The sequence below is a fragment of the Adlercreutzia sp. DFI.6.23 genome, from assembly GCF_024462535.1.
Taxonomy (GTDB): domain Bacteria; phylum Actinomycetota; class Coriobacteriia; order Coriobacteriales; family Eggerthellaceae; genus Adlercreutzia; species Adlercreutzia rubneri.
The window spans coordinates 1-287 of sequence record NZ_JANGBP010000818.1 but is presented as its reverse complement, the minus strand read 5'-3'; the positions used below and the strand labels follow the sequence as shown (position 1 = coordinate 287).

Sequence of the window (287 nt, the reverse complement as noted above, 5' to 3'; positions counted from 1 at the left end):
CTGAAGCAAAATGATCGCCGTGGGCGTTTTTTCGGTACATAAACGGCTGCTTCGAGAACGGCGGCAGCGGCGAGTTCCGCTACTTCGACAGCAACGGAAAGCCCATGGTCATCGAGGTGGCCTCCGACACCATCGAAGATGCGCGCAAGGCGATGGCCGGCAAAATCGAAAACGGGCAGGTTAAAGGAGTCACGGATCCTGAGAAGGCCAAGGAGATAGTGCAGCCGGGACACTTCACCTACCAGCAAGCGAAGAACATCGCCAAAGCCGGGAACCTGGACTCCATC

The 287-nt window shown here is 57.1% G+C and carries 1 protein-coding gene; it reads left to right on the top strand.

Annotated features, from left to right (window positions below; all coding sequences use genetic code 11):
• Positions 1–104: 104 nt before the first annotated feature.
• Positions 105–287, top strand: a 183-nt coding sequence (locus NE591_RS15585; protein WP_256157140.1) for a hypothetical protein, incomplete at its 3' end; no start/stop codon positions are given.